General features: G+C 71.3%; 20 protein-coding genes and 1 pseudogene. 5 read left to right on the top strand and 16 right to left on the bottom strand.

Going from position 1 to position 24556, the window contains the following annotated elements:
• Positions 1–130: 130 nt before the first annotated feature.
• The 12 genes from pstB to ACIRJT_RS37650 all read right to left on the bottom strand — a co-directional run bounded on the left by pstB (position 131) and on the right by ACIRJT_RS37650 (position 13435).
• The gene (gene pstB / locus ACIRJT_RS37705; RefSeq protein ID WP_403918837.1) at positions 131–907 is read right to left on the bottom strand and encodes a phosphate ABC transporter ATP-binding protein PstB; all 777 of its coding nucleotides are present in this window, start codon (positions 905–907) and stop codon (positions 131–133) included.
• Positions 908–946: 39 nt separating this feature from the next.
• The gene (pstA, locus tag ACIRJT_RS37700) at positions 947–2029 is read right to left on the bottom strand and encodes a phosphate ABC transporter permease PstA (protein WP_403918834.1); all 1083 of its coding nucleotides are present in this window, start codon (positions 2027–2029) and stop codon (positions 947–949) included.
• Complete coding sequence (pstC, locus tag ACIRJT_RS37695) at positions 2026–3018, bottom strand: phosphate ABC transporter permease subunit PstC (RefSeq protein WP_403918831.1); 993 nt, start codon at positions 3016–3018, stop codon at positions 2026–2028. The genes pstA and pstC overlap by 4 nt, the downstream gene beginning before the upstream one ends.
• A gap of 198 nt (positions 3019–3216) precedes the next feature.
• Positions 3217–4353, bottom strand: coding sequence for a phosphate ABC transporter substrate-binding protein PstS (gene pstS / locus ACIRJT_RS37690; protein ID WP_403918828.1), 1137 nt, complete (start codon positions 4351–4353; stop codon positions 3217–3219).
• Positions 4354–4586: 233 nt separating this feature from the next.
• Positions 4587–5042: an NUDIX hydrolase gene (locus ACIRJT_RS37685; RefSeq protein WP_403918825.1), complete on the bottom strand. Its 456-nt coding sequence runs from the start codon at positions 5040–5042 to the stop codon at positions 4587–4589.
• The gene (locus ACIRJT_RS37680; protein WP_403918822.1) at positions 5039–6175 is read right to left on the bottom strand and encodes a CHAD domain-containing protein; all 1137 of its coding nucleotides are present in this window, start codon (positions 6173–6175) and stop codon (positions 5039–5041) included. Before ACIRJT_RS37680 ends, ACIRJT_RS37685 begins: the two co-directional genes overlap by 4 nt.
• Entirely contained in the window at positions 6162–8411 is a 2250-nt protein-coding gene (locus ACIRJT_RS37675) for an RNA degradosome polyphosphate kinase (RefSeq protein ID WP_403918819.1), read from the bottom strand. Before ACIRJT_RS37675 ends, ACIRJT_RS37680 begins: the two co-directional genes overlap by 14 nt.
• A 409-nt stretch (positions 8412–8820) precedes the next feature.
• Positions 8821–9831 carry an ABC transporter permease gene (locus ACIRJT_RS37670; RefSeq protein WP_403918816.1) on the bottom strand — a complete coding sequence of 337 codons (1011 nt, stop codon included), beginning with the start codon at positions 9829–9831 and terminating at the stop codon, positions 8821–8823.
• Positions 9828–10745 (bottom strand): ABC transporter ATP-binding protein, encoded by a 918-nt coding sequence (locus ACIRJT_RS37665; protein WP_403918813.1) that lies wholly within the window; start codon positions 10743–10745, stop codon positions 9828–9830. The genes ACIRJT_RS37670 and ACIRJT_RS37665 overlap by 4 nt, the downstream gene beginning before the upstream one ends.
• Positions 10742–11179: a GntR family transcriptional regulator gene (locus ACIRJT_RS37660; protein WP_403918810.1), complete on the bottom strand. Its 438-nt coding sequence runs from the start codon at positions 11177–11179 to the stop codon at positions 10742–10744. The genes ACIRJT_RS37665 and ACIRJT_RS37660 overlap by 4 nt, the downstream gene beginning before the upstream one ends.
• Positions 11180–11303: 124 nt before the next feature.
• Positions 11304–12227, bottom strand: a complete 924-nt coding sequence (mshD, locus tag ACIRJT_RS37655; protein ID WP_403918808.1) for a mycothiol synthase — start codon at positions 12225–12227, stop codon at positions 11304–11306.
• A 110-nt stretch (positions 12228–12337) separates the two neighbouring features.
• The gene (locus ACIRJT_RS37650; protein WP_403918805.1) at positions 12338–13435 is read right to left on the bottom strand and encodes a YhcG family protein; all 1098 of its coding nucleotides are present in this window, start codon (positions 13433–13435) and stop codon (positions 12338–12340) included.
• Between the two features lie 264 nt (positions 13436–13699).
• Between ACIRJT_RS37650 and ACIRJT_RS37645 the strand changes: the two genes are divergently transcribed.
• From ACIRJT_RS37645 to ACIRJT_RS37630, 4 genes are all read left to right on the top strand, one after another.
• On the top strand, positions 13700–15514 hold the full coding sequence (locus tag ACIRJT_RS37645) for a bifunctional metallophosphatase/5'-nucleotidase (RefSeq protein WP_403918802.1): 1815 nt from the start codon (positions 13700–13702) through the stop codon (positions 15512–15514).
• Positions 15515–15687: 173 nt separating this feature from the next.
• Positions 15688–17367: an ATP-binding cassette domain-containing protein gene (locus tag ACIRJT_RS37640; protein ID WP_403918799.1), complete on the top strand. Its 1680-nt coding sequence runs from the start codon at positions 15688–15690 to the stop codon at positions 17365–17367.
• Between the two features lie 58 nt (positions 17368–17425).
• Positions 17426–18073 (top strand): TetR/AcrR family transcriptional regulator, encoded by a 648-nt coding sequence (locus ACIRJT_RS37635; protein ID WP_403918796.1) that lies wholly within the window; start codon positions 17426–17428, stop codon positions 18071–18073.
• A 217-nt stretch (positions 18074–18290) separates the two neighbouring features.
• Positions 18291–19709 carry a S41 family peptidase gene (locus tag ACIRJT_RS37630; RefSeq protein WP_403918793.1) on the top strand — a complete coding sequence of 473 codons (1419 nt, stop codon included), beginning with the start codon at positions 18291–18293 and terminating at the stop codon, positions 19707–19709.
• 121 nt (positions 19710–19830) lie between these two features.
• Here ACIRJT_RS37630 and ACIRJT_RS37625 read toward each other — a convergent pair whose 3' ends face one another.
• Entirely contained in the window at positions 19831–20334 is a 504-nt protein-coding gene (locus ACIRJT_RS37625; protein ID WP_403918894.1) for a GNAT family N-acetyltransferase, read from the bottom strand.
• Between the two features lie 96 nt (positions 20335–20430).
• Positions 20431–21015 carry an isochorismatase family protein gene (locus ACIRJT_RS37620; protein WP_403918790.1) on the bottom strand — a complete coding sequence of 195 codons (585 nt, stop codon included), beginning with the start codon at positions 21013–21015 and terminating at the stop codon, positions 20431–20433.
• Positions 21016–21216: 201 nt separating this feature from the next.
• On the opposite strand from ACIRJT_RS37620, the gene ACIRJT_RS37615 reads away from it, so the two are divergent.
• Positions 21217–22212, top strand: a complete 996-nt coding sequence (locus ACIRJT_RS37615) for a GlxA family transcriptional regulator (protein ID WP_403918892.1) — start codon at positions 21217–21219, stop codon at positions 22210–22212.
• 72 nt (positions 22213–22284) lie between these two features.
• Here ACIRJT_RS37615 and ACIRJT_RS37610 read toward each other — a convergent pair whose 3' ends face one another.
• Positions 22285–23592 carry an LAETG motif-containing sortase-dependent surface protein gene (locus ACIRJT_RS37610; protein ID WP_403918787.1) on the bottom strand — a complete coding sequence of 436 codons (1308 nt, stop codon included), beginning with the start codon at positions 23590–23592 and terminating at the stop codon, positions 22285–22287.
• Between the two features lie 258 nt (positions 23593–23850).
• Positions 23851–24556, bottom strand: a pseudogene (locus ACIRJT_RS37605) (hypothetical protein); the annotation flags it as partial.

Below are 24556 nucleotides of genomic sequence, written 5' to 3'. Positions count from 1 at the left end.
ATGCGACCGGGTCGGTTACACGTGTGGGTCCGCCCCCGTTCTCGTGCGAGAACGGGGGCGGACCCTTTCGCCCTGCGGTGGCACCGCCATGCAGCACCACAAGGCTGTCTGTGGGGTGGGCCGGGGTGGCTCAGCCGAAGCGGCCGGAGATGTAGTCCTCCGTGGCCTGGACCGACGGGTTGGAGAAGATCCGCTCCGTCTCGTCTATCTCGATGAGCCGGCCGGGCTTGCCGACCGCCGAGAGGTTGAAGAACGCGGTGCGGTCCGAGACACGGGCCGCCTGCTGCATGTTGTGCGTCACGATGACGATCGTGAAGCGCTCCTTCAGCTCGCCGATCAGGTCCTCGATGGCGAGCGTCGAGATCGGGTCCAGCGCCGAGCACGGCTCGTCCATCAGCAGGACCTGCGGCTCGACCGCGATGGCACGGGCGATGCACAGGCGCTGCTGCTGGCCGCCGGAGAGTCCGGAGCCGGGCTTGTTGAGGCGGTCCTTGACCTCGTTCCAGAGGTTCGCGCCGCGCAGGGACCTCTCCACGACGTCGCTGAGCTCGCTCTTGCGGTAGCTGCCGTTCAGCCGCAGCCCCGCCGCCACGTTGTCGAAGATCGACATGGTGGGGAAGGGGTTCGGGCGCTGGAAGACCATGCCGACCGTGCGGCGCACGGTGACCGGGTCGACGTTGGAGTCGTAGAGGTTCTCGTCGTCCAGGAGCACCTTGCCCTCGACGCGGCCGCCGGGGGTCACCTCGTGCATCCGGTTCAGGGTGCGCAGGAAGGTGGACTTGCCGCAGCCGGAGGGGCCGATGAAGGCGGTCACGGAGCGGGGCTCCACGGTCATCGAGATGTCCTCGATGGCCTTGTGGCTGCCGTAGAAGGCGTTGAGGCCGCTGATGTCGATGCGCTTGGCCATGGAAAATCACTGCTTCTTTCGGGGGTCGCTGTGGCCGCGTCAGCGACCGGTCTTCGGGGCCTTCCAGCGGGCTATGCCGCGGGCCACCAGATTCAGGATCATGACGAAGGCGATCAGCACCAGGGCGGCGGCCCAGGCGCGGTCGTAGGACGCGGCCTCGCCGATCTTGTACTGCTCGTAGATGTAGAAGGGCAGTGAGGACTGGGCGCCTTCGAAGGGGTTCGTGTTGATCAGCTGGCTGCCGAAGACCAGCAGGATGATCGGCGCGGTCTCACCGGCGATACGGGCGATGGCGAGCATGACGCCCGTGGTGATGCCGCCGATCGCGGTGGGCAGGACCACCTTCAGGATGGTGCGCCACTTCGGGATGCCGAGGGCGAGGGAGGCCTCGCGCAGCTCGTTGGGGACGAGCTTGAGCATCTCCTCGGTGGAGCGGACCACGACGGGGATCATCAGGATCGTCAGGGCCAGCGCCCCCATCAGGCCGGAGGGCTCCAGGTTGGCGATCAGCATGATCGACAGGATGAAGAGACCGGCCACGATGGACGGGATGCCCGTCATCACGTCGACGAAGAACGTGACGGCCTTGGCCAGCGAGCCCTTGCCGTACTCGACGAGGTACACGGCGGTCAGCAGGCCGAGCGGGGCGGAGATCACCGTGGCGATGCCGACCTGCTCCAGGGTGCCGACCAGCGCGTGGTACACGCCGCCGCTGGCCTCGGAACCGAGCACACCGGCCATCGAGTGGGTGAGGAAGTAGCCGTCCAGGCGCTCCGAGCCGCGGACGATCGTCGTCCACAGGAGCGAGGCCAGCGGGACGACGGCGATCAGGAAGCAGACCCACATCACGCTGGTGGCGAGGCGGTCCTTGGCCTGGCGCTGGTTCTCGACGACCGTCGTGGCGACGTAGGAGATGGCCAGGAAGAGCAGGGCCGAGATCATGCCCCACTGGATGCGGCTCTCCCAGCCGGCGGCCAGCGAGACGCCGACGCCGAGCGCGACCGAGACGACGGCGAAGCCGAGCGGGGCGAGGCGGGGCAGGGAGCGGCTGCCGAGGCTGCCCTGGGGACCGGGTGATGCGGGCGTCGGGCGCTCGATGACGCCGGTGGGTGCGTGGCTCATGCGTTGGCCCCCGAGTACTCCTTGCGGCGGGCGATGATGAGCCGGGCCGCGCCGTTGACCAGCAGGGTGAGGACGAAGAGGACGAGGCCGGAGGCGATCAGGGCGTCCCGCCCGAACGCGTCGGCCTCGCCGAACTTGGCCGCGATGTTCTGGGCGAACGTCCCGCCGCCCGGGTTGAGCACGTGCATCGAGATGAGGAAGCTCGGGGAGAGGACCGTGGCGACGGCCATCGTCTCGCCGAGCGCGCGGCCGAGGCCGAGCATCGAGGCGGAGATGACGCCGGAGCGGCCGAAGGGCAGCACCGAGAGGCGGATGACCTCCCAGCGGGTGGCGCCGAGCGCGAGCGCGGCCTCCTCGTTCATCTTCGGGACCTGGAGGAAGACCTCGCGGCTGACGCTGGTCACGATCGGCAGGATCATGATCGCGAGCAGGATGCCGACGGTGAAGAGCGAGCGGGCGACGCCGACCTCGGTCTTCTCGAAGATGTACGTCCAGCCGAAGAACTGGTCGAGCCAGAGGTTCAGGCCCTCCAGGTACGGCACCAGGACGAGCGCGCCCCAGATGCCGTAGACGATGCTCGGCACGGCGGCCAGCAGGTCGACCACGTACGCGATGGGGGCGGCCAGCTTGCGCGGCGCGTAGTGCGAGATGAACAGGGCGATGCCGACAGCGATCGGAACCGCGATGAGCATCGCGATGATCGAGCTGACGACGGTGCCGAAGAGCAGGACCGCGATGCCGAAGACCGGCGGGTCGCCGGCCGGGTTCCAGTCGAAGGTGGTGAGGAAGTTGCCCTCGTTCTTCGAGATGGCGATGACGGAGCGGTAGGTGAGGAACACGGCGATAGACGCCATGATCACGAGCAGCAGGATGCCCGAGCCGCGGGAGAGGCCCAGGAAGATCTTGTCGCCCATGCGCCCGGTGCTCCGGGGGCTGGGCCGCGGGACCGGCGGCGCCGGTGGCGTGTCTATCGGTGTGGTGGAAGCCATGGTCTTTCCGGTCTGTGTGGGGGAGCGGTGTGCTCCCCTGGCGGCGGTGCACCGGATGGAGAGTGGGCGGGAGGCGGGCCGGTCCGGAGGGGTGCGCCGGGCCGGCCTGCCGGTGACGTGTCGCGTCGGTGGCGCGGGGCGCCGCTGACGGTTACGCCGGTGGGCGGCCGGGCCGGGTGGGCCCGGCCGCCCCGGGTGTTACGAGAGGGAGCCGATGGTCTCGCGGACCTTGGCGTTGATCTCGGCCGGGATCGGGGCGTAGCCGGCGTCGGTCAGGATCTTCTGGCCGTCGTCGGAGGCGGCGTAGGAGAGGAAGGACTTGACGGTGTCGAGCGTCTCGGGCTTGTTGCCGCTGTCGCAGACGACCTCGTACGTCACCAGGACCAGCGGGTAGGCGCCCTCGGCCTTGGTCGTGTAGTCGAGGTCGAGCGCCAGGTCCTTGCCGGTGCCCTTGACCTTGGCGGCGGCGATGGCCTTGGAAGCGTTCTCCGAGGTGGCCTTCACCGGGGTGGCGCCGCCGGTGTTGATGTCCACGGTCGGGATGGACTGGGACTTGGCGTAGGAGAGCTCGAAGTAGCCGATCGAGCCGTCGACCTGCTTGACCTGGGCAGCGACGCCGGAGGAGCCGGAGGCGGCCTGGCCACCGGGGGCCGGCCACTTCTTCTCGGCCTCGTACTTCCAGTCGCTCGGGGCCGCGGCGCCGAGGTACTTGCCGAGGTTCTGCGTGGTGCCGGAGTCCTCGGAGCGGTGGAAGGCCTGGATCGCCTTGTCGGGCAGCTCGACGCCCTCGTTCAGCTTGGCGATCGCCGGGTCGTTCCACTTCTTGATCTTCGTGTCGAAGATCTTGGCGAGGGTCGAGGCGTCGAGCGTGAGGCTGTCGACGCCCTCCAGCTTGAAGCCGATCGCGACCGGGCCGCCGACCATCGGGAGGTTGATGCCCTGGCCGGTCTTGCACATCTTCTTCGAGTCGGCGACCTCCTCGGGCTTCAGCGCCGAGTCGGAGCCGGCGAAGCCGACGGTGCCCTGGTTGAAGGCGACGATGCCCTCGCCGGAGGAGGAGGAGTTGTAGTTGATCTCCACGCCGGAACAGGCGGCCATGTAGTTCTTGACCCAGAGGTCCATGGCGTTCTTCTGGGCGCTGGAGCCGGAGGCACGCAGCTGGCCCTTGGCCTTGCCGCAGTCGACGTTCGACGCGGCGGTCGTCTTCTCGCCCGCGCCGGCCGTACCGCCACCGGTGTTGTCGTCCGAACCGCACGCCGTGAGGACCAGGGCGCCGGAGACGGCGAGGGCACCGAGCGCGGTGGCACGAAGCCGGTTCTTGCGCTGAAGCTTCACTTTCGGGTGTTCCTTCCAGGAGCCGCCGTGGTCAGTTCGTTCTACGACGGCGTGCGATGAGGAGCGGTGCTGTGGCTTGCCGCCGCGCACCGTGTACGTCCGAAATTAGGCAGAACAGGTGAAGCCGCCAACGGGAGAGAGTGAACGGCAGGTGAACCGTGTCGGGCAGGCGGGTGCGGGCCGCACCGGAGCGGTGGTCAGGGCCTTCGGGGCACGGACCGGTGAGGGAGCCGTCAGGGCGCGGCGAGGGCGTCCAGCAGGGCGATCAGCTGCTGGACGTCGCGGGGCCGGGTGAGCCGGACGCGGGCGGCGTCGGGGGCCAGCCACAGGATGCGGTCCACCTCGTCGTTGGCGGCGAAGGAGCCGCCCGTCGCCTCGGCCGCCCAGTAGGCGACCTCCTTGGGCCGGCCGTCCACCTGATAGCGGGAGGTCGGCAGCCGGTCCCCCGGGGCGCAATGATGGCCGGTCTCCTCCAGGACCTCCCGTACGGCGGCGGCCAGCGGGTCCTCGCCGCGCTTCAGCTTGCCCTTGGGGAAGGACCAGTCGTCGTAGCGGGGCCGGTGGACCAGGCAGACCTCCACCCCGGCCCCGTCCTCGCCCGGGGCGCGGCGCCACAGCACGCAGCCCGCGGCCAGGACGGTGCCGGTGCGGTTCTTCGTGGGCCCGGTGGCCCCCAGGTCCCCGCTCATCGGGCGCTCAGGGCCGCGGCGTACGGCCAGGTCTCCCGGAAGACGGCCCGTGCCGCCTCCACCTCGTGGCGCTGGTCCGCGTGGAGCACGCCCAGCGCGTACGCCGTGGCCGGGGCGATCCGGGGGGTGCGGGCCGCCGCTGCCGCCGCCCCGGCCGCCTCCACGGCGTCCCGGTGCAGGTCGAGGGCGTGGCCCGCGCCGGTCAGGGCCGGGTCGGCGGCGCCGAGGACGACCTCGTGGGCGTAGCGGTGCAGCCGCAGCAGCAGGCGGGCCTGGTGCCACGCCGCGTCCTGCGCCTCGTTGTACGGCTCCGTGTCCTCGGGCGGCAGGGCGGCCACGGCGGCGAGGAGGCGCTGCTCGGCGCGTTCGGCGGGTTCCAGGAGGGCCTCGGCGGTCCGGCCGGCGGGGCCGGGGGCGAGCGGGACGTCGGAGGCCAGGAGCGCCACGGCGTCGGCGACCGCGTGGAAGCGGGAGGAGCCGAGCGCCTGGAGGGCCGCGGAGTGGGACCGGGTCCGGGCGAGGGTGAGGCGGCGTTCCAGGAGCGCGCCGGCCCGAGCGGTCCCGACCCCGAGGGCGGCGCGGCCCTGGGCGTCGGAGGTGGCGCTCTCCCCGGCGGCGCGGATGCCCCGGGCGGCGGGGAGGGCCGGGCCCGAGAGTTGGTGCAGGGCCTCGACGAGCCGGGTGAGGCGGCCGGCGTAGGCGTGTTCGCGGGCGAGGATGCCGGAGAGCCAGGCCAGCTCGGCGCGGAGCTGATCGGCCCAGAGCGGGTCGAGCGCGGCCCGGAAGGTGTGCAGGCAGCCGCTGATCCGGCGGGCCGAGCGGCGCAGGGCGCGGGTGGCGGCCGCGGCGTCGTGGCCGCCGGAGTCCGCGGGGGCGCTGTGCTCGTGGTGCAGGCGCAGGCTCCGCAGGAAGTCGGCTGCCTGCCCCCGGAGGTAGGGCGCGAGGGCCGCCTCCGTGCTCAGGTCCCCGGTGGGACGGGCTCCGGTGGGGGCCGCGGGGCGGGCCGCTCCGGTGGCGTCGGTCCGGCCCGGTGTCCCCGGTCCCGTGGCCTCGGTGGGCGGCGCGTCCGGTGAGGTGCCGGGGGCCGCGTCCGGCGTCGGCCGGGTCGTCGTCTGCTGGTCAGGGCGTCGCACGCCTGCGCCTCCGGGCGTCGATGAGCATTTCCTGGACGTGCCGCAGCGGCTGGCCGTCCGCGTCCGTGGCGTGCCGGGTCCAGTTCCCGTCGGGGCCCAGGTGCCAGGAGGCGGTGGTGTCGGCCATACCGGTCTCCAGGAGTCGGCTGAGTGCGGCGCGGTGGGCGGGGTCGGTGACCCGGACCAGGGCTTCGATCCGGCGGTCGAGGTTGCGGTGCATCATGTCGGCGCTGCCGAACCACACCTCGGGCTCGCCGCCGTTGCCGAAGGAGAAGACCCGGGAGTGTTCGAGGAAGCGGCCGAGTATGGAGCGGACCCGGATGTTCTCGGAGAGCCCGGCGACGCCGGGGCGGATCGCGCAGATCCCGCGCACCCAGACGTCGACGGGGACGCCCGCCTGGGCGGCCCGGTAGCAGGCGTCGATGATCGCTTCGTCGACCATCGAGTTGACCTTGATCCGGACGTAGGCGGGGCGGCCCGCGCGGTGGTGGGCGATCTCCTTGTTGATCCGGGCGATCAGCCCGTCGCGCAGGGACTTCGGGGCGACCAGGAGACGCCGGTAGGTCTCGCGACGGGAGTAGCCGGAGAGCCGGTTGAACAGGTCGGAGAGGTCCGCCCCGACCTGCGGGTCGGCCGTGAGCAGGCCGAGGTCCTCGTACAGCCGGGCCGTCTTCGGGTGGTAGTTGCCGGTGCCGACGTGGGAGTAGCGGCGCAGCGTGTCGCCCTCCTGGCGGACGACCAGGGAGAGCTTGCAGTGGGTCTTCAGCCCGACGAGTCCGTACACGACGTGGCAGCCGGACTCCTCCAGCTTGCGGGCCCACTTGATGTTGGCCTGCTCGTCGAAGCGGGCCTTGATCTCGACGAGGACGAGGACCTGCTTGCCGGACTCGGCGGCGTCGATGAGGGCGTCCACTATCGGGGAGTCGCCGGAGGTGCGGTAGAGCGTCTGCTTGATGGCCAGCACGTCCGGGTCGCCCGCCGCCTGTTCCAGGAACGCCTGGACGGAGGTGGAGAACGAGTCGTACGGGTGGTGGAGCAGGACGTCGCGTTCGCGCAGGGCGGCGAAGATGTCGGGCGCCGAGGCGGACTCCACCTCGGCCAGGTCCCGGTGGGTGCCCGCGATGAACTTGGGGAACTTCAGCTCCGGCCGGTCCAGCGAGGCGATGGCGAACAGCCCGGTCAGGTCGAGCGGTCCGGGCAGCGGGTAGACCTCCGCGTCGGACACCTTCAGCTCGCGGACCAGCAGGTCCAGGACGTACGGGTCGATGGACTCCTCGACCTCCAGGCGCACCGGCGGGCCGAACCGGCGGCGCATGAGCTCCTTCTCCAGGGCCTGGAGGAGATTCTCCGCGTCGTCCTCCTCGACCTCCAGGTCCTCGTTCCTGGTGACCCGGAACATGTGGTGCGCCAGCACCTCCATGCCCGGGAACAGCTCTTCCAGGTGGGCCGCGATGATGTCCTCGATGGGGACGTACCGCTGGGGCGAGGCCTCCAGGAAGCGGGTCAGCAGCGGCGGGACCTTGACCCGGGCGAAGTGGCGGTGGCCGCTGACCGGGTTGCGGACGACGACGGCGAGGTTGAGGGAGAGCCCGGAGATGTACGGGAAGGGGTGCGCGGGGTCGACGGCCAGCGGGGTCAGGACCGGGAAGACGCGCTGCCGGAAGAAGGTGAACAGGCGGGCCTGTTCCTTCTCGGTCAGGTCCGGCCAGCGGATCAGCTGGATGCCCTCGTCGGACAGGTCGGGGGCGATGTCCTGCTGGTAGCAGGCGGCGTGCCGGGCCATGAGCTCGCGCGAGCGGGTCCAGATGAGGTCCAGGACCTCGCGGGGCTGGAGGCCGGAGGCGGAGCGGGTGGCGACGCCGGTGGCGATGCGGCGCTTGAGGCCGGCCACCCGGACCATGAAGAACTCGTCCAGGTTGGACGCGAAGATCGCGAGGAAGTTGGCCCGCTCCAGGATGGGCGTGGCCGGGTCCTCGGCCAGTTCCAGGACGCGTTCGTTGAACGCGAGCCAGCTGCGTTCGCGGTCCAGGAAGCGGCCCTGGGGCAGCTCGTCGCCGTCCCGGTCGGGCTCGTAGGCGTCCGCGTCGGCGTCCAGATCGGGGTCCAGATCGGCGGCGGTGGAGAAGCCGACCCCGTTGGACGCCGGGGTGGCGTGCGGCCGGTGCGCGGCGAGTGAACCGACGGACGGCTGGGCGGTGGGCTGGACCGGGACCTCGGAGCTGGGCTGCTGGCTCATGGACCTATTGTTCCGCGCTGAGCGCTCCTCAGGCGCGTCGGAGCCCGGAAAGATCGCGGAAGGCCCGGGAAACCCCGGGTCACGGCCGGGGGAGCCCTGAGTGGCGTTTCCCCGGGCTCTCCCGTTGCGGCGGGGGGCGGGCACAGCTGGCTGCATCCCGTGAGGGTCGCAAGGGCGTCTGAATGGCCGGTAACGGCGACATGACGTACAGGAAGCGGTGTGCCTGCGGGTGGGCCTCGCCGTCACTGTACGTGTTCGGGGCGCCGGGTTGCCGAGCGGGGGCGGGCGTGCTTGTCCGGTGCGCCGGGCTGCCCCTCGGGGGCGGGCCGTACGCGCCCGAGGAGCAGCCCGCCGTCCGGGCCCACCCCTCGCGGGGCCCGGACGGCGGTCTTCTGCCGGACGGGTCCGCTCAGCCGTGCAGGCGGCGCAGGACCCGGAAGGCGGCGAACACGGCGAGGGCGGCGAGGGCGAGCAGGATGCCGGTCTCGACGAGCTGGAGGGGCCAGTAGTGGGAGGCGGGGTGCACCTCGGCGAACGGGGTCACCCCGCCCCGGTCGCTCATACAGGCTTCGTAGCCGTCCACCGAGCCGGCGTGGTAGCAGTCCTGCCAGTACACCTTGCTGCCCGACGCTGTGAGCATGCCGCCCTCCAGGTGCCAGTCGCTGTCACGCAGCAGCGCGGGGCCTTCCTGGCCCTGACGGAGGACGGCGGGCCACAGCAGGTACCGCCGTGTGCTGAGGCCGATGCCCACGGCCGCGAGCACGAGCGCGCTCAGGGACATGGACAGGACGGTGCGGCGGACGAGCACCGCGCACAGGGCCCCGACCGCCACGGCCAGCAGCGCGTAACCGAGGATCGCGGGCCCGGTGCCGGGGAACACCCCACTGGCGTACCACCTGAGCCCCGGGTTGTTCGGGCCCGCCCGGAGCGCCCAGAGCCCCCAGCGGTAGACGATGACCAGGATCATCAGGCCGGTGACCGTGAGTGCGGCGGGTACGGCCAGCCGCGCGGTGAGCCAGCGGGCGGGGGAGACGGCCTGTGCCCAGGCCAACCGGAACGTGCCGCTCTCCAGTTCGCGGGCGATCAGCGGGCCCGCGACGAAGACGCCGATGAGCCCGGCCAGCAGGAGCAGTACCCCACCACCGTCGGTCAGGAAGGTCTCGGTGGACGTGTGGGCGTAGCTGGAGACGTAGATGTCGTCGCCGCACGGGGTGGTGTCCCCGTCGGCGCACAGCACCTTCGATGAGGCCATCCAGACGCGGAGCGCGACGACGATGCCGATGCCGATGACCAGCAGGGCGGCTCCCGCCCAGAGTGCCTTGCGGTGCACGCGCAGCAGCACCCGCACGGGCCCCCGCAGGGTGACGCGGGCGGGAGCGGTCGTGGCCGCTTCAGGCTTCGGCGGCGTGAGGGTGCTCATGCGGCCGCCACCTCCGTACGGGCCGCGCCCGCGACGACGCTCGCGCTCGGCGTCAGCAGCGGCGGGGCGTCCGGCGAGCGGAGGTGGGCGAGCAGCAGCTCCTCCAGGGACGGTTCGGTGACGGCCCAGGCGGTGGTGTCCACGGGGCCCTCCTTCCTGACGAGCGCGGTGAGCTGACGGCCCGTCGTGCGGGCTTCGACGACGGTGTGCGGGGCCAGGTCGCGGGCCCGGCCGGTGAGCAGGGCGTGCGCGCCGACGATGTCGTCGCTCTCGCCGCCGAGCCGTACGCGCCCGCCGTCGACGAACAGGAGGAAGTCGCAGGCGCCCTCCAGCTCGGTGAGGATGTGCGAGGACATCACGATCGTGGTGCCGTGCTCGGCGGTCTCCGCCATCAGGACGCCCATCAGCTCGTGCCGGGCGAGCGGATCCAGGTCGGCCATCGGTTCGTCCAGCAGCATCAGTTCGGGCCGCTTGCCGAGGGCGAGGGCCAGCGCGAGCCGGGTCCGCTGCCCGCCGGAGAGAGTGCGGACGCGGGCCTTGCGCGGCAGCGGTCCCGCGATCCGTTCGGCGGTGGCGCGGTCCCAGCGCCCGGGGTTCAGCTCGGCCCCGGCCCACAGCGTGTCGGCGACGGTGAGCTGCGGGTACAGGGGCTTGTCCTGGGAGACGAAGGCGATGCGGTCGCGTACGTCGCCGGGGACCGTGGAGCCGAGGACGGTGAGGGACCCGGCGCTGGGGCGGTCCAGCCCGGCCGCCAGGTTCAGCAGGGTCGACTTGCCCGCGCCGTTGGGCCCGACGAGGGCGCAGACGCGGCCGGCGGGCAGCCGGAACGAGCAGTCGTGCAGGGCGCGGTGGCGGCCGCCACCGCGCCCGTAGGTCCTTCCGAGGCCGTGTGCCTCGATCGCGACGCCGGTCATCGTTCCTCGTCCCCCTTGTACGTGCTGTCCAGTACGGCGGTGAAGAGCGCGCCGACGTCGTCCTTCTCCAGGCCGGCCGCCCGGGCCCGGCGGGCCCAGTCGGCGAGTTCGGTGCGCAGTGGTGCGTCGGCGGCGGTCGCGGCGGCCGCGCCGCCCAGCGTGCCCAATGTGCCCAACGTCCTGCGGACGAAGGTGCCGAGCCCGCGGCGGGCCTCGACGAGCCCCTCGCGCTCCAGCTCGCGATAGGCCTTGAGGACCGTGTTCGGGTTGATCGCCGTGGCTTCCACGACCTCGCGGGCGGTCGGCAGCCGGTCGCCCGGTTCGAGCACGCCCAGGCGCAGGGCCTGCTTCGTCTGCTGGACGATCTGGAGGTAGGTGGCGACGCCGCTGCGCCGGTCGATGCGGAACTCGACCGCTGCGGATTCGGCTGTCATGCGCTGCACCACCCTTTCACTAATTGAGTAGTGAAAGGGTGGTGCAAAGAAGGGGCGGCGTCAAGTGACGCCGCCCCTGGTCGTCCTGGCGGGGGGTCAGAACGTGGGTGTCAGGACGCGGGCGTCAGGACTCCGTGCGGTACATCAGGTCCACCTCGTGCGTGGTGAAGCCGATGCGCTCGTACACCGTCACGGCCGCCGTGTTGTCCGCGTCCACGTAGAGCATCGCGGTGGGCAGCGCCTCGGCGGCCAGGTGGTGCAGCCCGATCGAGGTCAGCGCCTTGCCGAGGCCGCCGCCCTGGGCCTCGGGCAGGACGCCGACCACGTACACCTCGCCGAGCCGTTCCTCGGCGTGCACCTTCGTCCAGTGGAAGCCGACGAGCTCCCCGTCCCGCTCGGCCAGGAAGAAGCCCTTCGGGTCGAACCAGGGCTCCGCCTTGCGGTCGTCCAGGTCCTGCTGGGTCAGGGACCCCTGCTCGGGGTGGTGGGCGAACGCGGCCCGGTTCACCGCGAGCCAGGCGGCGTCGTCCCGGCCCGGCTCGAAGGTCCGTACGGTGACGCCCTCGGGCAGTGCCGGCTCCGCGAGGTCGAGCGGGACCAGGCTCCGCCGGAGCTGGCGCAGCTCGCGGAAGAGGGAGAGGCCGAGGACCTGGGCCAGGTGGCGGGCGGCGGAGCTGCCGCCGTGTGCCCAGACCCGCAGCCGCTTGCCGGTCGCGGCGAGGAGGGCCGCGCCGAGCGCCCGGCCGTGCCCGTGGCCGCGCCGGTCGGGGTGCACGACCAGCTCGGCGGCCGGGGCCTCGACCGGGTCGGTGTCCTCCAGCTGGGCGTACCCGGCGAGCGTGCCGTCGACGATGAGGAGGAAGTGCCGTACGCCGTCGCGGTGTCCGCCCCGGATCCGGAGCCTGCCCTGCTCGGAGACCGCCTGCCGGCCGTCCGACCGGGCGGCCTCGGCGAGCAGCGCGAGGACGGCGTCGGCCTGCGCGGAGTCGAGTGCGTCGAGGGTGTGGACCTCGCGTCCGGGAGCGGGGAGGGGTGCGTCAGTCGTCATGCCTCCGAGCGTACGGCGACGGGCGCGTTCGGCGGGGGCGCGGCGGGGTGGCGGTGCCGCGTGACGGTGGGGGAGCCCGGGCCACTGCACTGCCCCGGACGGAGGGGCGGTCAGGCGTCCTCGGGCGGTGGCGTGGCGTTGAGGACGTGGTCCGCGATGCGCGAGAGGTCCTCCGCGCTGGGCAGCAGCTCCCGGACCCCTTCGGGGAGCCCGGCGTACGTGCTGACGGCGAGCGGGGTGTTGTAGCCGCGCAGGGCGTACTCCACCATGGCCCGGTCCCTGCTCTCGGCGATCAGGATGCCGAGCGTGGGCTCGTCCCGCTCCTTGTCCCTGACCAGGTCGTCCACCACCGAGACGTAGAACCCGAGCTGCCCGAAGTGCTCGGCCCGTGCCTTACGGGTCTTCAGCTCCAGCACGACGTAGCAGTGCAGCTTGCAGTGGTAGAAGAGAAGATCGATGCGGTACTCGGAGTCACCGACCACGATCGGGTACTGGCGTCCGACGAAGGCGAACCCGACGCCCAGTTCGGTCAGGAACCGCACGAGGTTGTCGACGAGCGCGTCCTCCAGATCGCGCTCAGCCGGCCGGCCCGTGAGTTCGGTGAAGTCGAGGCGGTAGGGGTCCTTGAGGATCTGCCGTACGGCGTCGGACTTCCCGGGCAGGCTGACGTCGAAGTTGTTCGCGGCCGCTCCTTCGGCGAGGTGCAGCTGCCGGTGGATGACCGATTCCAGATGCGTACGCGACCAGCCGTGGTGGACGGCGTGCTGGGCGTAGAAGTCACGCTCGAAGCGGGTCGCGCACTTGCCCATGATGAGGACGACGTGACCCCAGGGCAATTGCGCAACAGTCTGTTGCGCAATTGAGTCGGGCCAGATCCTGGCCATCTGCTGCATGTACTGAAGGTTGCGCGTGCCGAATCCCCGCTGCTGCGGGAACTCCGTCCGCAGCTCCGTGGCGATCCGCTCGATGACCTTCGTGCCCCACTTCTCCCCGCGCTGGCGCTCCAGGATGGTCCGTCCGATCTCCCAGTACATCCGGAGCATCTCGGTGTTGACCGTGAGCTGTGCGCGGACATGGGCGCCGCGGACGATCGTCTTGAGGTCGTCGACCATGTCGAGGAAGCCGTCGGGAAGCCCGGCGGCGTGTTCTGCCGACGGTTGTCGCTGCTGGCCCGGCACCTTCGCCGTGGCCGTGAGTTCGTTCTCCATGGCGTACAGGTTTCCGGTGGTGATGCGTGAGGTGACGTTTCTGCTCGGATATGTGATCCATACGGGTGATGAGCGTGCTGGTGGAAGCGTTCCTGACGAGCCATTTGGCCGGATGGCAACCAGTCCGTAACCCCGAACACCTGTTGCGCTACGCGCGTTGACTCTAGGCTGCGGCACGCAGGATCCCAGACGTGACACCAGCGACACGACTGATCCCACCGATACCACCGACACCACCGACAGCACTGACACACAAGGGGACCGATGTCAGCGACTCCGCAGAAGAACCGTGCGACACGGCGGGTGCTCGCCGCCGCGGCCGGTCTGGCCACCATGGGCGCGCTCGTCGCCGCGATGCCGGCCGACGCCCAGGACCGGGGCCACGGGCACGGCCATGGGCACAAGCCCCGTACCGTCGACGTGCAGTTGCTGTCGTTCAACGACCTGCACGGCAACCTGGAGCCGCCGGCCGGTTCCGCGGGCAACGTCTCCGAGACGCAGCCCGACGGCACGGTGAAGGCGATCCCGGCCGGTGGCGTCGAGTACCTGGCGGCCTCGCTGCGCACCGCGCGCAAGGGCAACCCGTACTCCGTCACGGCGGCCGGCGGCGACATGGTCGGCGCGAGCCCGCTGCTGTCGGGCCTCTTCCACGACGAGCCGACGATCGAGGCGCTGAACGGCCTCGACCTGGACGTCTCGGCGGTCGGCAACCACGAGTTCGACGAGGGCGCGGCCGAGCTGGCCCGCCTCCAGAACGGCGGCTGCCACCCGGTCGAGGGCTGTTACGAGAAGGGCAGGAAGTTCAAGGGAGCGGACTTCCCCTACCTCGCGGCCAACGTGACCAAGGAGAAGACCGGCAGGCCGCTGCTGAAGCCGTACACCGTCTGGAAGAAGAACGGCGTCAAGATCGGCTTCATCGGTGTGACGCTGGAGGGCACCCCGGACATCGTCACCGCGAACGGCGTCAAGGGCCTCAAGTTCCACGACGAGGTCGAGACGATCAACAAGTACGCCCGCGAGCTGGACCGCAAGGGCGTCAAGTCCATCGTCGCGCTGATCCACGAGGGCGGGGCCCCGGCCTCCACCTCGTACAACTACGACTGCGACAGCCCCGGCGCGGGCGACGGCATCTCCGGCCCGATCGTCGACATCGCGAAGGGCATCACGCCGAAGGTGGACGCCCTGGTCACGGGCCACACCCACCAGGCGTACGTGTGCACCGTCCCGGACCCGGCGGGCAAGCCGCGCATGGTCACCTCGGCCTCGTCGTTCGGCAAGCTGTACACGGACACCACGCTCACCTACGACCGCCGCACCAAGGACATCGTCCGTACGTCGGTGAAGTCCGCGAACCACATCGTCACCCGTCACCCGGACCGCAGGGCCCAGGACATGACGGACCTGATCACCCGCTGGAATGCCCTCGCGGCGCCCATCGCGAGCAAGCCGCAGGGCTGGATCAGCGCCGACATCGACGGCCGCGGTTCCACGGCCCCCGAGAAGCCGCTCGGCAACGTCATCGCCGACGCCCAGCTCGAAGGCCTGGCCCCTGCCGACAAGGGCGGCGCGGAGGTGGCGTTCATGAACCCGGGCGGCATCCGCGCGGACCTGGTGCACAAGGCGTCGGGCGGTGAGGGCGACGGGGTCGTCACCTACGGCGAGGCGTTCACCGTGCAGCCGTTCACCAACATGATGAACGTCGTCGACCTGACCGGCGCGCAGTTGGTCACCGCGCTCCAGCAGCAGGTCAGCGGCGCGAACGAGGCGAGCCCGAAGATCCTCCAGGTCTCCAGGGGCCTGACGTACACCCTCGACCTGACGAAGACGGGCGCGGCCCGCGTGGTCACCGACACCATCAAGCTGAACGGTGCGGCGATCGACCCGGCCAAGAGCTACCGCGTCGCGATGAACGAGTTCCTCGCGGGCGGCGGCGACGGCTTCGCGGCCCTCGGCCAGGGCACGAACAAGCTGGTCGGCGCCTCCGACCTGGACCTGTTCAACGCCTATCTGGCCGCCCACTCCACGGCCACCGACCCGCTGGCCCCGCCGGCGACGGACCGGATCACGGTCATCCAGTAACTCCCGTTGGGTGAGGGGGCGGTGGGCCTGAGCGCCCGCCGCCCCTTTCGCGTCCCATCGACCGTGCGGCGGAGAGCGGCGGAAAGCGGCGGGGAGGTTCGTTCGCACCATGGTCGCAGCGGCGGCCGCAAATCCCGGGTTTCATTTATCACACCCGTGATAATGTCACGACTGTGGGATATATCGATGTCAACTCTGTCTCTTACGGGCTGCCGGACGGCCGGGTATTACTGGACGAGATCGCGTTCCGGGTCGGGGAGGGGACCAAGGCCGCGCTGATCGGCGCCAACGGGTCCGGCAAGACCACGCTGCTGCGGATCATCGCCGGGGACCTCGCGGCGCACAGTGGTGCGGTGAGCCGGGGCGGAAGCCTGGGAGTCATGCGGCAGTTCATCGCCCGCGAGGGTGACCAGGTACGCGATCTGCTGGTGTCGGTGGCGGACCCCCGGATCCGCCGGGCCGCCGCCGCCGTGGACGCGGCGGAAGCGGCCCTGGATGCGAGCGGGGACACCAAGGCGCAGATGGCCTACGCGGCAGCGCTGGCGGACTGGGGCGACGCCGGCGGCTACGACGTCGAAGTGCTGTGGGACGTCTGCACCACCGAGGCCCTCGGTATGCCGTTCGACCGGTGCGGGCTGCGCTCGGTGGACTCGCTGTCGGGCGGTGAGCAGAAGCGGCTCGTCCTGGAGGCGCTGCTGCGCGGCCCCGACCAGGTGCTGATGCTCGACGAGCCCGACAACTACCTGGACGTTCCCGGCAAGCGCTGGCTGGAGGAGCGCCTCCTGGAGACACCCAAGACCGTCCTGTACATCAGCCACGACCGCGAACTGCTGGCACGCACGGCGCAGAGCATCATCACGGTCGAGCTCGGCGCGGCGGGGAACACCGCCTGGGTCCATCCCGGCGGTTTCGACAGCTACCACCGGGCGCGGACCGACCGGTTCGAGCGGTTCGACGAGATGCGCACCCGCTGGGACGAGGAGCGCGCCAAGCTGAAGGCGCTCGTGCGGATGTACCGGCAGAAGGCCTCCTACAACTCGGACATGGCCTCCCGCTACCGTTCCGCGCAGACCCGTCTCGACCGGTTCGAGAGCGCGGGCCCGCCGCCCGCGCGCCCGCGCGAGCAGCAGCTGGCGATGCGGCTGCGCGGCGGGCGTACGGGAAAGCGGGCCGTGATCTGTGCCGGCCTGGAGCTCACCGGGCTGATGAGGCCGTTCGACCTGGAGGTCCGGTTCGGCGACCGGGTCGCCGTGCTCGGCTCCAACGGTTCGGGCAAGTCGCACTTCCTGCGCCTGCTCGCCGCCGGAGGCAGCGCCCCCGAGCCCGAGCACGAGCCGGTGGGCGATCTTCCGGTCGAGCCCGTGTCGCACCGGGGCGTGGCGCGGCTGGGCGCGCGGGTGCGTCCCGGCTGGTTCGCCCAGGTCCACGGGCGGCCCGATCTCGCCGGCCGCACGCTCCTGTCCATCCTGCACCGCGGGGACGAGCGCCGGGAGGGGCTGCCGCGCGAGGAGGCCTCACGGGTGCTGGCGCGCTACGAACTGGCGGGTGCGGCGGAGCAGGAGTTCGGCTCGCTGTCCGGCGGGCAGCAGGCGCGCTTCCAGATCCTCCTGCTCGAACTCGGCGGTACGACGCTGCTCCTGCTGGACGAACCCACCGACAACCTCGACCTCGTCTCCGCCGAGGCGTTGCAGCACGCGCTCCACGGCTTCGAAGGGACCGTGCTCGCGGTGACGCACGACCGGTGGTTCGCCCGGGACTTCGACCGGTTCCTGGTCTTCGGTGCCGATGGCGCCGTCTACGAGTCGCCCGCTCCGGTGTGGGACGAGAAGCGCGTCGTGCGCCGGCGCGGCTGAGTGAGGGGCTCCGCTCAAGCTCCACACCCTGTTATCACGGCTGTGATATTTTTGAAGAATGCCAGCTCGGATCGATCTCGAAAAGCGCCGCAAAGATGTCGTCGAGGCGGCCTTTCGCCTCTTGGTCGCCGAAGGCATAACCGGTCTCTCACTGCGGAAGGTAGCTGTTGAGTCGGGGCTGAACATCGGGTCGGTGCGTCACTATTTCGACGATCACCGCAATCTTCTCGTCGCGGCCGCGGACGAAGTCGGCGACCGTATGGGGAAGAGGCTCACCCGCCGTCCGACCGACACCCTGGTCGGACTCGACGGCGAACCTGCCGTGGACGCGTTGCAGGCTCTCGTCGAGGAGTTGCTGCCGCTCGACGACGAACGGCGCGTCGAGTCGATCGTGCTGATGGAGTTCATCGTCGCGGCGCGGGTGAATCCGGTCTTCCGTCCGGTGACCGAGCGGATGGCCGCCGACATGCGGCAGGTGATCACGCAGGCCCTGGACGTTCTCGGGGTGCCCGAGCCCGCCGAGGAGGCGGAGCGGCTCATCGCGATCCTGGGCGGTCTGATCCTCGACGCGGTCACACCGCACGGATCACTCGGCAACGAACGTGTCCGGAGGACGCTGCGGGCTCATCTGCGCTCGGTGCTGGTGACCGGACGCACCGGGACGCACCGGGACGCGCCGCGACGGACGCCTGGTGAGATGACCTGACGTCACGCGCCGCCGGGCGCCGGCCGCGTACGCGATGAGGCCGGCCGTGAACGACCACCGGCGGTCCGGCACGCCGGCCGGCCTTCCTGGGGGTGCCCCCGGTAGCGGGTGGTGCTGGCCCCAGCATCGATCATCCGGACAGCCGGATGGTCGGGAGAGCGCCTTGTCGGGGAACGTGGGGCTGTCGCAGTAAGTCGCCTACAGAGAAGGCAACATCGTGCAGATGGTCACGGCCGCCGCTGTCGCGTTGGCCCTCGCCGGTGGAGCCGCGCCGACCGCCACCGCCCACCAGTCGACCGCCACCACTCACCAGCCGACCGCCACCGCCCACCGGTCGGCCACCGACGGAACCTGGCGCATGGACGGCTACGGCACCGTGGTCTCCATCCAGGGCGGAACCTTCCAGGAGTACCAGACCACCGCCGTCAGTTGTATCCAGGGCGACTCCGCGCAGCGCACCGGACCCGGCGCCTACACCCTGCCCGACGGCACGGTCCTCACCGTGCACGTCGGCGGAGGACGCGACCGCGCGTCCGTGCGGGCGGACGGCTCCGTCGGCGACCGGAAGCTGAGCCGGATCCCGGAGTTGCCCGCCGCCTGCACGCGTACGGCCCCCGAGGGGCCGCTCGCCGCCTTCGACGTCTTCTGGCAGTCCTTCGAGGAGAACTACCCCTTCTTCTCCGCCAAGGGCGTCGACTGGCACGCCCAACGCGACCGGTACCGGCCCGCGGTGCACGCCGGGACGCCCCGGGACGAGCTGTTCGCCGTCTTCAGCGAGATGGTCGAGCCGCTCCACGACGCCCATGTCGCCGTCCAGGACGGCGACCGGATCTTCGCCGAGCCCCGCCCCGGCACCGTCGTGCCCAACGGGAAGCTGGACGCCGACACCAAGAAGTTCATCCTGGAGCGCGACCTGGCGAAGGCCCGGAATCTTCAGGACTTCGCCGCCGGCCGGATCACCTACGCCGACCTTCCCGGCGGGCAGGGCTATCTGCGTATCTCCGGCTTCGGCGGCTACGCGGGCGCCGACACCTCCCATGCCGCCCAACTGGCCGAGCTCGACCGGGCGATGGACGCGGCCCTCGGCCGGGAACGCCCCCGGAGCCCGAACGGCCTGATCATCGACCTGCGCATCAACGGCGGAGGCTCCGACGCCCTGGGGATCCGCATCGCCGAGCGCCTCACCGACTCCCCCTACGTCGCCTACTCCAAGCGCGCCCGCAACGACCCCGCGGACCCCACCGCGCACACGCGCCCCCAGGCCGTGCACGTCACTCCCGCCCAGGGCCCCCGTCACACCGGGCCGGTCGCCGTGCTGACCGGCGGCTCGACCTTCAGCGCGGGGGAGACCTTCGTCCAGGCCCTCATGGACCGGCCCGGCAGGACGGTCCGGATCGGGCAGCCCACCCAGGGGGTCTTCTCGGACGTCATGATGCGCAAGCTGCCGGGCGGCATGACCGCCTGGCTGCCGAACGAGGAGTTCCTGACCCGTTCGGGCAGGACCTTCGACGGCACGGGCATTCCGCCGCACTTCACCGAACCGGTCTTCACGAAGGAGGAGTTCGAGAAGAAGAGGGACTCGGCCTTCGACCGGGCCGTGCACGTGCTGCGGCGCCACGGCGGTACCACTGGCTGACGCGCAACGACGGAACGACGGAACGACGGAACGATGGAGCGGCGGGGCGGCGGATCGGCCGAGCGCCGGAGCTTCGGAACGGCTGAGCCTCGGGGCCGGGCCTGGCCTCGCCGGGCCGGGTTCACTTCGCCGTATCGGTCCACGTGACGGCGAAGTACTTCACGCGTTCGTCCTCCCCGACCGGAAGCATTCCCGCCGCCGTCATCACGTGCTGGGACGCGACGTTGTCGTGGTCGGCGTCGCCCTTCACCGCGACGACGCCGCCCGCCCGGGCGAACGACAGCAGCGCGCGGAGGGCTTCGGAGGCGTAGCCCCTGCCCTGGGCGGAGGGGATGACGCCGTAGCCGATCGTGACGTGGCCGTGTTCGTCGGGAGGGGTGTGGAAATCCACGCCGCCGATCACCCGGTGGTCCGAGCGGCGGCGGATCGCGTACGGGCCGAACGGCCGGGGATCGCCCGTGGTCGAGCAGCGCTCCAGGAAGCGCCGGGCCACGGACACATCGTCCTCGGTCGGGAATCCCGGCTCCCAGTCCGCGTCGGCGGCCGGCTCGCCCGCCACCATCCGTTCGGCCTCGGCCACGGATATCGGGTGCAGGACGAGCCGCTCCGTCACCAGGTCGGGCATGGCGTCACCAGGTCGGGTGGTCATGGCAGGGAGGTGTATCACGCGGTACGGAGGGCGCGCGCGCGGATTTTCCGGCCCGTGGCCACCTCTCCCGGGCTACCGCAGGGACTCCTGCGTCGGGACGACCACCCCGTACAGGTCGCCGATGGTGGCCAGCGCGGCGCGGTGCACCTGGCGGGCGTCGAGGTCGGTCCCGGCGACCGGCAGCGACCGGGTCGCGCAGGCGTCGGCGACGACCGTGGGGCGGTTGCCGCGCAGGAACGCGCCCTGGGCGGTGAACGCCACGCACATATGGGTCATCCACCCCGCGATGATCACGTCCTCGCCCTCCGGGACGTGCTCGCCCAGGTCGGTGCCGTGGAAGGAGTCCGGAGCCTTCTTGACGACGACGGTCTCGCCGTCGGCCGGGGCGAGGGCCGGGTGTATCCGCCCGATCTCGGCCCGGATGTCGTACGGAGTGCCCTCGCCGCCGTCGTTGATGACGTGGACGACCCGGGTCCCCGCCTCCCGGGCCCGGGCCAGCAGGCGCGCGGCGGCGTCCAGCGCGTCCTGCCAGCCGTCGAGTTCCATCACGCCGCGGGTGTAGGTGTTCTGGTAGTCGACCAGGATCAGCGTGGAGCCGGCGAGCGCGGCCGGGGTCGCGTCGAAGCCGTTGAGTTCGCGCAGGGTGGTTCGGGACACGGGTGTACCGCCTCGGGGTGTCGTACGTCGGGGAGGGATGCGCTCGGGTGGCGAGCCGCTCCCGACGCTAGGGCCCGGGCAGGGATGTCTGCAATGACGTCTAACATGCAGATACCGACATACGCCTTCGAGGGCGGCCGCCCTCCCCGGACGTACGGCTGATCAGGGAGGTCAGGCATGGACGGCATGGAGGGCATGGGCATGGGCCCGGTCGGACGCCTCGTCGTCATCGTCCTCTTCGAGGGCGTCGACCTGCTCGACGTCACCGGACCGCCGGAGGTGTTCTCGCTCGCCCGGCGCGAAGCCGACGACGCGGACGGATACGAGGTCGTCCTGGCCGCCGAGTCCATGGACCCCGTCACCACCGGCGCCGGGGTCCGCGTCCTTCCGGACCTCACCTTCCGGGAGGCTGCCGGGCGGGGCATCGACACCCTCATCGTGCCCGGCTCGGTGGAGGTCGACAGCGAGCGGCGGGTGCACGCGCTCGTCGACCCCGTGGTGGTGGAGCGGGTCAAGGAACTCGCCGGGCGGAGCCGGCGGGTCGCCTCCGTCTGCGTCGGGGCGCATCTGCTGGCCGCCGCCGGGCTGCTCGACGGCATACGCGCCACCACCCACTGGTCGACCGCAGGACAACTCGCCGCCGCACACCCGGAGATCGAGGTCGACGCCGATCCGATCTTCATCCGCGAGGGCGACATCTGGACCGGGGCCGGGATCAGCGCCTGCCTCGACCTGTCGCTCGCCCTGGTCGCCGACGACCTCGGCGAGGCCGTCGCCCTGCGGGTCGCCCGCCAGCTCGTGATGTATCTGAAGCGGCCGAGCGGCCAGAGCCAGTTCAGCGTTCCGCTGGAGCAGATCTCGGCGACGCGGCGCATCGAGGACCTGCGCCACCACATCCTGCGCAACCTCGGCAGCCGGCTCACCGTCGTCGACCTCGCGGCGTACGCGCACGTCAGCGACCGCCACCTCACCCGGATCTTCAGGACCGAGCTGAACACCACCCCGTACGCCTACATCGAGTCCGTCCGGGTGGAGAAGGCGCGCAACGAACTGGAGTCCTCCGACGCCACTCTCGAACGCATCGCGTCCGTCTGCGGGTTCGGCACGGTGGACACCCTGGTTCGGGCGTTCCGGCGGCGGCTGAACGCGACGCCGACGGAGTACCGGCGCAGGTTCCGGACCTCCCGTACGAGCTGAGAGCGCAGCGCGAAGGGGGCGGCGGGCCACATCGGCCCACCGCCCCCTAGGCGTTAGTTCTTTGAGCTACCGTCAGGCGTCGGAACCGGTCTTCCGGCGACGGACGACGAACACCGCCGCCGCGCCGAGCAGCACGGCCGCGCCGCCCGCGAGGGCGATCGAGGTGGTGGCGGAGGACGAACCCGTGGCGGCGAGGCTGCCGTTGCCCGCCGGGGTGCCCGACGTCGAGCCCTGCGGCTGGTGGCCGGAGCCGTTGCCGCCGGACCCCGTGGTCGTGGAGGGCTTGGGCTTGGCGTCCTCGGTCTTGCCGGGCTTGCTGCCGGCGGCCTTCACGTCGAACTCGTACATGTCCGCGCCGGGCGTCCCGCCGCAGGAGCCGTCCTCGTTGTAGAAGTCGGCCGCGATGAAGGCGACACCGTTGCCGGCCGGGGTGGCCTTGTCGAGGGTGAGGCGCATCTTCAGGTCGGTCCGGGCGCCGGGCTTCAGCGCGCCGACGGCGTCGATGTAGTCGTCCTTGACGTTCTTCCACTTCGGGGACGACTCGGAGGACCACTGGAGGCTGAAGAACTTGCCCGTGTCCTTGAGACCGGTCTTGTCGGTCGCGTGGATTCCGGTGTAGGCGATGATCTCGTCCATGTGCCGGTCGGAGCCGTTGGTCACCCGGATGGAGAAGGCGGTGGTCGTCCCGGCGACGAGCTTGGTCGGCAGGCCGGTCACCTCGGCGGTGAGGTCCTGCTCGGGCTCGCAGTCCTCGCCCTCCTCCTCCGCCTCCTTCTTGGCCTGGGCCAGCGCCGCGTCGGCGGCGATCTTCGCGGCGAGCGCGTCGTCCACGGCCTTGCCGAACACGCCGTAGGCGCGGGCCGCCGCGACCCGGGCGTCGTCGCGTGCCTCATCGGTCTCGGCGGCCTTGGTGTCGGCGGCGGTCTTGGCGGTGGCAGCCGTCGCCGCGATCGCCTCGGCCTCGGAGACCGCGGTCGCCGCGTCGGCCTTCTCCTTCTCCGTGGCGTCCTTGGGCAGGGCTTCGAGGGCGGCCTTCGCGACGATCACGGCCTCGTCGGCGTCGGTCTTCGCGGTGGCGGCGTCCTTGGCGGCCTGCTCGGCCGCCGCGGCGGCGACCGCCAGGGGGTGGGTGGTGTCGAGGGCGTCGAGCGTCTCCTTCAGCACCAGCAGGGCGTCCGCCTTCGCCTCGACGGCCTTGTCGTACGCCTTCTGCGCCTCGGCGGCGGCCGCCTCCAGTTCCTTGATGGTCGGCTTGCTCGACTTGTTCTGCGTCTGCGTCACCGGCTTGGTGTCGGCGAACGCGGGGGTGACGGAGAGCAGCACGGCGGGAGCGGTCACGGCGGCGGCGACGGCGGTGGCGAGAGCGCGGCGAATCTTCACATGATCCCTTGGGTCGGGTCCGAACGGCGGAAAACGTTGTGGGGCGGCTGCCACGGCGGAACGATCACGCGGGCGACCTGTGCCGATCGTATGGGGATCCTGTGAGGGGGGGCGGGGCATTATTCCGGGCCCGGGGGAGGGGAGGCGTCACCCGGAGCGGACAGACGTCACGAAAGCGCGCAGTTGCTCTCGGATTCCCTCTCTTCGCTGTGACGAAAGCCATGCGGTCGTGCTGTCCGTGCGGCAGCGCTCGCCAGTTCAGACGGCGGCAGTTCGGGTGCCTTCCCTCCGGTGCGTGCGGTGTGCCCGGTCCTCGCGGCAGTCTCGGCAGTGGCCGGGGGTGGGGGAGCGGAAGGCGCGTTCGCAGGCGTCGCAGGTCTGGAAGGGCGTGATGGCGATGCGGGGGCGGGTGGGGGTGGTGAGGTCGTGGGCGCTGGGGAGGGGTGGGGGCAGGAGGGCGGTGAGGCGGTGTTTGAGGAGCAGGGCGGGGCGTCTGAGGGGGTGGGGCAGGTCGGTGGTGAGGGTGCGGCGGATGGCGTCGGGGTGGGCGGCGCGTTCGAGCCAGGCCGCGACGCCGGGGGCCAGTTGACGGATGTCGGCTTCGGAGAGGGTCAACTCCGGAGTGTTACGGCGTAGGTCGCTGAGGAGCGCGGTGGCGGCGCGGTCGAGTTCCGGGGTCAGTTCGTCGGGCTGGGGGAGAGGCGGGGGTGGGGGCTTGGGCGCGGTCGGGGGCGGGACCAGCGGTACGAAGAGTGGGGGTGGCGGGGACGGGGGCGGGGGCGTTGCGAGGGAGGGCGGCGGCGGTACGGGCGGGGGCTCAGGCATGTCCGGCTCGGGCAGTTCCGCTTCGGGCATACGCGGCCCGGGGCCCGTGGTCGGAGGGGAGGCGGGCACTTCGGCCGGTGTCGCTGGCGGTGCCGCTGTCGGTTCCTCTGCCTGGGGTGTGGCTGTTACGGCGGGTGGT

The organism is Streptomyces sp. NPDC102283 (assembly GCF_044766265.1).
Lineage (GTDB): Bacteria > Actinomycetota > Actinomycetes > Streptomycetales > Streptomycetaceae > Streptomyces.
This window is presented reverse-complemented; position numbering and strand designations above follow the sequence as displayed.

What these genes read in the sequence shown, in the direction of transcription:
- pstB (WP_403918837.1), bottom strand. Translation starts at nt 907, where the DNA reads ATGGCCAAGCGCATCGACATCAGCGGCCTCAACGCCTTCTACGGCAGC.
- pstA (WP_403918834.1), bottom strand. Translation starts at nt 2,029, where the DNA reads ATGAGCCACGCACCCACCGGCGTCATCGAGCGCCCGACGCCCGCATCA.
- pstC (WP_403918831.1), bottom strand. Translation starts at nt 3,018, where the DNA reads ATGGCTTCCACCACACCGATAGACACGCCACCGGCGCCGCCGGTCCCG.
- ACIRJT_RS37685 (WP_403918825.1), bottom strand. Translation starts at nt 5,042, where the DNA reads ATGAGCGGGGACCTGGGGGCCACCGGGCCCACGAAGAACCGCACCGGC.
- ACIRJT_RS37675 (WP_403918819.1), bottom strand. Translation starts at nt 8,411, where the DNA reads ATGAGCCAGCAGCCCAGCTCCGAGGTCCCGGTCCAGCCCACCGCCCAG.
- ACIRJT_RS37670 (WP_403918816.1), bottom strand. Translation starts at nt 9,831, where the DNA reads ATGAGCACCCTCACGCCGCCGAAGCCTGAAGCGGCCACGACCGCTCCC.
- ACIRJT_RS37665 (WP_403918813.1), bottom strand. Translation starts at nt 10,745, where the DNA reads ATGACCGGCGTCGCGATCGAGGCACACGGCCTCGGAAGGACCTACGGG.
- ACIRJT_RS37660 (WP_403918810.1), bottom strand. Translation starts at nt 11,179, where the DNA reads ATGACAGCCGAATCCGCAGCGGTCGAGTTCCGCATCGACCGGCGCAGC.
- mshD (WP_403918808.1), bottom strand. Translation starts at nt 12,227, where the DNA reads ATGACGACTGACGCACCCCTCCCCGCTCCCGGACGCGAGGTCCACACC.
- ACIRJT_RS37650 (WP_403918805.1), bottom strand. Translation starts at nt 13,435, where the DNA reads ATGGAGAACGAACTCACGGCCACGGCGAAGGTGCCGGGCCAGCAGCGA.
- ACIRJT_RS37645 (WP_403918802.1), top strand. Translation starts at nt 13,700, where the DNA reads ATGTCAGCGACTCCGCAGAAGAACCGTGCGACACGGCGGGTGCTCGCC.
- ACIRJT_RS37635 (WP_403918796.1), top strand. Translation starts at nt 17,426, where the DNA reads ATGCCAGCTCGGATCGATCTCGAAAAGCGCCGCAAAGATGTCGTCGAG.
- ACIRJT_RS37625 (WP_403918894.1), bottom strand. Translation starts at nt 20,334, where the DNA reads ATGCCCGACCTGGTGACGGAGCGGCTCGTCCTGCACCCGATATCCGTG.
- ACIRJT_RS37615 (WP_403918892.1), top strand. Translation starts at nt 21,217, where the DNA reads ATGGGCCCGGTCGGACGCCTCGTCGTCATCGTCCTCTTCGAGGGCGTC.